This window comes from Lacticaseibacillus mingshuiensis, from assembly GCF_016861785.1.
GTDB classification, from domain to species: Bacteria; Bacillota; Bacilli; order Lactobacillales; family Lactobacillaceae; genus Lacticaseibacillus; species Lacticaseibacillus mingshuiensis.
In genome coordinates, this window is sequence record NZ_BOLS01000033.1 from 1 (window position 1) to 6,714 (window position 6,714).

4 protein-coding genes are annotated in these 6,714 nt (G+C 54.5%); all 4 read left to right on the forward strand.

The annotated features are described in order from the left end of the window. Positions 1-1,840 precede the first annotated feature (1,840 nt). The 4 genes from JUE67_RS12315 (at position 1,841) to JUE67_RS12920 (ending at position 6,274) form a co-directional block, all read left to right on the forward strand. A complete protein-coding gene (locus JUE67_RS12315; protein ID WP_203628627.1) occupies positions 1,841-3,244 on the forward strand; it encodes a sulfatase family protein in 1,404 nt (467 codons plus the stop codon). Then, on the forward strand, positions 3,244-4,059 hold the full coding sequence (locus JUE67_RS12320; protein WP_203628628.1) for an endonuclease/exonuclease/phosphatase family protein: 816 nt from the start codon (positions 3,244-3,246) through the stop codon (positions 4,057-4,059). The genes JUE67_RS12315 and JUE67_RS12320 overlap by 1 nt, the downstream gene beginning before the upstream one ends. A 274-nt stretch (positions 4,060-4,333) precedes the next feature. Continuing rightward, positions 4,334-5,878 (forward strand): sulfatase-like hydrolase/transferase, encoded by a 1,545-nt coding sequence (locus tag JUE67_RS12325; protein WP_203628629.1) that lies wholly within the window; start codon positions 4,334-4,336, stop codon positions 5,876-5,878. Between the two features lie 105 nt (positions 5,879-5,983). Next, on the forward strand, positions 5,984-6,274 hold the full coding sequence (locus tag JUE67_RS12920) for an LPXTG cell wall anchor domain-containing protein (RefSeq protein ID WP_203628630.1): 291 nt from the start codon (positions 5,984-5,986) through the stop codon (positions 6,272-6,274). Positions 6,275-6,714: the final 440 nt, after the last annotated feature.

Here is a 6,714-nt window from a genome sequence, read left to right on the forward strand (position 1 = left end):
GAAGACCTGACTGTTGGTATTCATTTAGTATGGCAAGCTTCTCCTCGGCTGTGTGCTTTGATCTGGGCATACAAAAATCCCTCCATGATTACCAGATGAATTATTGTATTTCATCTGACAACCACAAAGGGATTATCGCAAAGACTGTGCGGCTTTTTGTGTATGTAGAGTCATTTGACTCGCAATACTCTCGCAAGAGCGCGCCATGCCTGAATGCAGGCGGCCAGTAAGACCACCACCCCTAGGCATTCTCCTAGCAACTGCCGAAGCAGATACGTCAGAATAAGCGCGAATGCGAGAGTCTCTATGACCGAATGGGCCACAGGGACAAAGATCCTCCTTTCTCAAAGACTTCAGCGCGTGCAGAATGAGTCACTGCATCGGCATCATCTCCTTCTGAGGGACCACCGCTATACTGTGTAGACTCAGTATACCAGAAATCCCAAGATTAAAAGAACATCAAGAAAAAATATCTCATTGTATTTACAGGAAGAACCAAAATATAAATAACCTTTCTATGCAATTCGTGAATTATTTTTGAACATGCTTGATGGCTCAAATTTCAGCGGTTAGATCTCTCACATCCAGGTGACAATTGCAATCGGCCATGTTACTCTGATTATAGAGATGATGGCCATGCGACAAGAGATAAAAAGAGCGCGGCTGCGAACCGCGCCTTCGAGAGCAAGCTCTCTGACAGTATGGTGATCCCATTAGATATTACGACAAAAAGCCGCATGGAAAGACTGAGCGGCTTTTTGTGTACGGTAAGCTGTTTGGCTCGACAAGCTCTCGCAAGAGCACGCCATGCCTGAATGCAGGCGGCCAGTAAAACCACCACCACTAGGCATTCACCTAGCAGCTACCGCAGCAGGTACGTAATGATGTGAACAGACGGATTGTGTCGACAGACTGGTGACAATCGCGAGCGTCCATGTTAATCTAATTATAGAGAAGATGACCATACAAAAAGAGCGCGGTTCAGCCCCGCGCCTCCGAGAGCAAGCTCTCTGACAGTATGGTGATCCCATAAGTTGTTACGACAAAAAGCCGCTACCCTTTGGAAAGATGAGCGGCTTTTTGTGTACAACGAGTTATTTGACTCGCAATACTCTCGCAAGAGCGCGCAATGCCTGAACGCAGGCGGCCAATAAAACCACCACCCCTAGGCATTCTCCTAGCAACTGCCGAAGCAGGTACGCTAGGATAAGCGCGAATGCGAGAGTCTCTATGACCGAATGGGCCACAGGGACAAAGATCCTCCTTTCTCAAAGACTTCAGCGCGTGCAGAATGATTCACTGCATTGGCATCATCTCCTTCTGAGGGACCACCGCTATACTGTGTAGAATTAGTATACCAGAGAATTGCTCTTTAAAAGAACGGACATTGAAAAATATTTCCTTGTATTAAAACAGCTAAACGCCGTATAAATAACCAAGCTCGTTGTCGCCGAGAATTATTTGACATCAGCTGGTTTTTTCACGAGACGAAATGTTTGACGATTTCGCATCAATGCGGCACCCTTATGGCGAATAGAACAAGTCGCACGACACTGCAGTTGCCAAACCACGCCAATCGCTAACCCTGCAGACCCGCAGAACGGCCCCTGCGAACAAATCGGTTCCCGCCACCGCCGGCCACCCGAGCAATCGCCCCCCACCGCCCGTCCTTGTCCCCGCATCTTGCGTATCTATTAAGTAGACCCCGGCGCCATTTGTCATATCGCGGGATACCAACTTTCCCCGAGAAACCGTTTCCACTTGGCGGCCGGCCGGTCATACTAGACAGGAAAGCAATCACAGTCAGCCCCGCGCAGGCGGGCATGGAGGAGTGATCTTTTTGGCAGAGAAAAAGAAGAATGTGTTGCTGCTGATCGCGGATGATCAGCGGTTTGATACCATCGCGGCCTTGGGCAACCCGCAGATCAAGACCCCGAACCTCGATCGGCTGGTGAAAATGGGCTCGAGCTTCACCGAGGCCTTCATTCCCGGCGGCACCAGTGGCGCAGTGTGCATGCCATCGCGCGCGATGATCAACACCAGTCGCTACCTGACCAGCTGGGAGAATTTTGGCGAAAGTATTCCCGACGACCAGGCGCTGCTGGGCGAACAGCTCAAGGACGCCGGTTACAACACGTTTGGCATCGGCAAATGGCACAACGGCACGCGCAGCTTCGCCCGCAGCTTCACAGACGGCGACGATATTTTCTTCGGCGGCATGTGGGACCACTGGAATGTCCCGGTCAATAGCTATGACCCAAGCGGCAAATACGATCATCTGCGCCACTTCACCCAGGATCCATTTTCCAGCAACCGGACCATCGAGTTGCCAGCGGAAAAAATCAATGTGGGCGTGCATTCCACGGACCTGTTCGCCGACAAAGTGATCGAGACGATCGAACATCTCGACACCGAGGAGAAGCCGTTCTTTATTTATGGGGCGTTTCTGGCGCCGCATGATCCGCGGACGATGCCGGAGAAGTTCAAGCACATGTATAACCCGGAAAATATCGACCTGCCGCCGAACTTCATGCCGCTGCACCCGTTCCGCTACGACATCCGCGGCGAGCGCGACGAGCAGCTCGTGGCCTATCCGCGCGACCCGAAAGTCGTCAAGCAGCAGATCGCCGATTATTACGCGATGATCTCCCATATCGACAGCCGCGTCGGGGACATTCTCGATACACTGGAAAAAGAGGGCCGGCTGGACGATACCTTGATCATCTTTACCGGCGACAACGGGCTTTCCCTTGGTCAGCACGGCCTGATGGGCAAACAGAACCTCTACGACGCGTCGATCAGGGTGCCGCTGATCATGGCAGGCCCCGGCATTCCAAAGGATCACCGGGTCGCAGGGAAGGCACTGCTGCTGGACATCATGCCGACGATTCTGGATTACACCGGCGCAGCGGTGCCAGCTGGCATTGTTGGGCATTCGCTACTGCCGCAGATCAACGGCCAAGATGACGGCCGCGACACCCTATTTTTGCAATTCACGAGCAAGATTCGCGGCGTCGTGAATAAGGATTATAAATTGATTGAATATCGGACCGCGGACGGCTCGCACACCCAGCTGTTTGACCGCCACAAGGATCCATACGAGATCACCAACCTGGCCTTTGCGCCGGAATATCGCGAGACGCTGGACGACCTGCGCCATCAGATGCGCGATCTGGCCGCCACGCTCGGCGATCTTGATTTCTCACAGGGCAAGCTCTTCTGGAGCCGAGAGGAGAAGATCTGATGCGCGCACTTCAATTCAACATCCGCTATGACAACATGGCCGACGCTCCGCGCACATGGGACGTCCGCCGCGCCGACGTCATCCACACCATCGCGAACTGGAAGCCCGACCTCTTCACCATCGAAGAGGCCCTGCCGCACCAGTTCGTCGATCTGCAGGACGCCTTTGAGGACTACGACTGCTTCGGCGTGCCGCGCGACAACGGCATCGATGAGGGCGAAGCCACTATCGTCTTTTTCAAAAAGGATCAGTTCACGCCTCTTCTTGAGGGGCATAAATGGCTATCCAGCACGCCTGACCTGCCAAGCAAGTATCCAGGGGCCGGCTCGATTCGCGAGTTCCAGTGGGTCAAGCTCCAGCACAATGCGACCGGCCAGCAATTCCTGATCGTCGCGACGCATCTGGACGATCAAAGCGGCGCCGCCCGGTTATTCGGGGTCCAAGAGATCCTGGCCTTCTTGAACAATAATTTCCTGGATGTCTTTTCCGAGGAGCTGCCCCTGATCTTGACGGGCGATTTCAACACCACGGAAAATGACCCGGCGTATCTGGAAATGGCGCAGACGCTGGACGATGCGCGGCTGCTTGCGCCGATTCACAAGGATGAGTTCGGTGGCACCTGGCAGGACAATGTCGAGGACCCATTCGTGGTGCATGCCGATCAGCAGGTCCTTCAGCTGGACTTCTTCTTCGTCAAAGCCGTGAGCGTCACGCGCTACATCGTCGAGACCACGCCGATCAACGGCGCCTGGCCCTCCGACCACTTCCCAATTCTGATCGACTTCTCGCTGCGCCCGATTCCGAAGTTGGATTAAGGCGGCACGGAGGCGAAGGCGAGTCGGCTGTCGCTGCATTTGGGGCGAGGTGGGCTGTCCCGATTTGCGGGGCGAACCGCGCCACCCGCCGACTCGTTCAGAGCACTCACTGTTTCACCGGTTCGGCACAAGACAGTGCTGACCGACACTGCGGACTTTTTCCGCGGCCGGACCGCATCTGAGAAAATCGCCGCATCCTCCAAACAATGGTGGCGATTGGATCATAATGCGGTGCGGCCGCGGCGAAAGTCCGTTTATTATTTAGGAGGGCATGATGGCAAAACAGCCGAATATTTTGTTTATTCTAACCGACCAGCAGCGTAAAGATACGCTGGCGGCGTATGACCCGGCCCATGTGTGCGTGACGCCGAATATCGACGCATTGATGGCGCAGTCGGTGACATTTGAAAATGCCTACACGACTTGCCCCATTTGCGCGCCGGCGCGGGCAACCCTGCAGACCGGGCTGTATCCGATGCATCACGGCATGCTGACGAACTCATATAATTATGGCAATATGGTCCAGGAATTGCCGAACACTCCGGACCTCCTGCCGCATCAGTTGGCGGGGCAGGGGTACCTGACCGGCTACACGGGCAAGTGGCATCTGGGCTCGGGTGTTTATGCCGTGCAGCATGATGAATATCTCAAACATTATATGGGCAACATTCATTTCGCCGAGTTCGACAAGAATTTTGATTCCGTGCCGACCACGATCGGTTATACCGGGGATGATTTTCCGGGCCACGGCTTTGGCGGCTTCGGTTTTCCGGAATACAAGCAGTGGCTGGCGGACCAGGGCAAGTCGGTGACGATCGAGCACATTTTGCGCGGCTATTACGAAGGCCATCAAGCCGGCCAGATCACCAGCGGCGTCGACACCTCGGTGGATCAGTTCTTGATCGACCGCACCGAGCATTACCTCAAGAATTTCCAGGACGAAGGCAAGCCATGGTATTTCCAGCTTAATTTCTGGGGCCCCCATGAGCCATATTTCGTGCCGAGCGAATTTTTACACAAATATGATGATATCGATATTCCCGAGTGGCCGAATTGGCAGGACACGCCGGGCACGCAAAAGCCACGCATCCACGACCTCAAGCGTGGCAACATCGACACCTGGGAGGACCTGGTGCCGATCATCAAGCATTATTACGCGGAGATCACGCACATCGACTACCAGATCGGCCGGCTGATCACGTGGCTCAAACAAAACAATTTATACGATGATACCCTGATCGTTTTTTCCAGCGACCATGGCGAGAGCCTCGGCATTCACGGCGGGCTCTTCGACAAGGCCATCTTCATGTACGAAGAGACCTGCTCAATTCCGCTGAGCTACAAGTTGCCTCAGCAGACCTCGGCCAGCCGGCGTCCGCAACTGGTGACCAACGCGGACCTATTTTCCACTATTCTGGACTACACCGGGGCCCCGGCGGCCAACCGCGACCGCGACGGCCAGTCCATGCGCCCGTTGATCGAGGACAAGCCCGTCGCCTGGCCGGACACCGCGGTCGTCGAATGCTCCGGCATCGGCTCCGAGCTGTTCTCCCAACGCATGCTGCGGAAGGGCCACATGAAGTACGTCTTCAACTCAGGCGACATCGACGAGCTGTACGATCTGAAAAATGATCCGCACGAGCGCACCAACCTGATCGACGCCCCAGGCTACCAGACCGCCCTGCACAGCCTGCGCCTCGCCATGCAGCAATGGATGATCGACCACGCCGACAACCTCGTCTACGAATTCAACCACCTCCGCCTCCCACTAGCCGAGCGCCGCATCTCGAACCCGGGCAAGCCGTTCTCGTGGGAATAACAAGCGTGCGGGTGAGGGAAAAATTCGGCTGAAGTTGGCTGGACGCTAGAGGGCAGAGACTGCGGAAGTGGTGAAGATGCTGAACGACGCGGACGGAATGCTACGATAGGCGGCAGAGCAGGTCCTGACAAGGACAATGGTAAGGGCGACACCAACACCGACAGCAACAAAGGCGGCAACACCAGCGATACTGGCGATAAGGGTGGCAAGACCGTTGCGACTGCCAAGACACCTGCTGCAAAGGCTGCTAAGCAGACCCCTGCTGCACCGAAGGCCAAGGCCGCAACGCTCCCAACGACCGGCGATGACAACAATGTTGCCCTTGCAGGCGTTGGCGTGGTTGCTGTGATCGGCGCACTGTTCGGTTTTGCTGGCGATCGCCGCAAGCGTGCGTAATCCATAACCGCAACTCTCTCTAATGAAAAAGCGTTCCGTGCACAATTGACGGAACGCTTTTTTGCGTCTTCTGAGAACCCCGAGCTTCCAGTGGATCTGGAAACCCGTTTAAATATAATAGATACAAAAGAATAATGGGTAACTGAAGGCAGGGGAGGAATGAATAAGAATCTCACGACGGGAGAGGTATATACATCCGGATGAGGTTTTCTAGCCATCGAACTAATGGAGAGTCATCTAGACCCTAGCAATCGATGTTTTGCGAACCTACCCGATCAGCGCAAAATGTCGTTCGATTGATCGAGCACTTAAAAACGTGACAGTAAGCTGTTCTCCCGATGAATTGCGCACGAAAATGGTAAACCTGGATTATTCATAGAATTTCAAAAAAGCAGCGCAATCCCACGATTCACACGGGACTGCGCTGCTTTGGTGTTTCA

What these genes read in the sequence shown, in the direction of transcription:
- JUE67_RS12320 (WP_203628628.1), top strand. Translation starts at nt 3,244, where the DNA reads ATGCGCGCACTTCAATTCAACATCCGCTATGACAACATGGCCGACGCT.
- JUE67_RS12325 (WP_203628629.1), top strand. Translation starts at nt 4,334, where the DNA reads ATGGCAAAACAGCCGAATATTTTGTTTATTCTAACCGACCAGCAGCGT.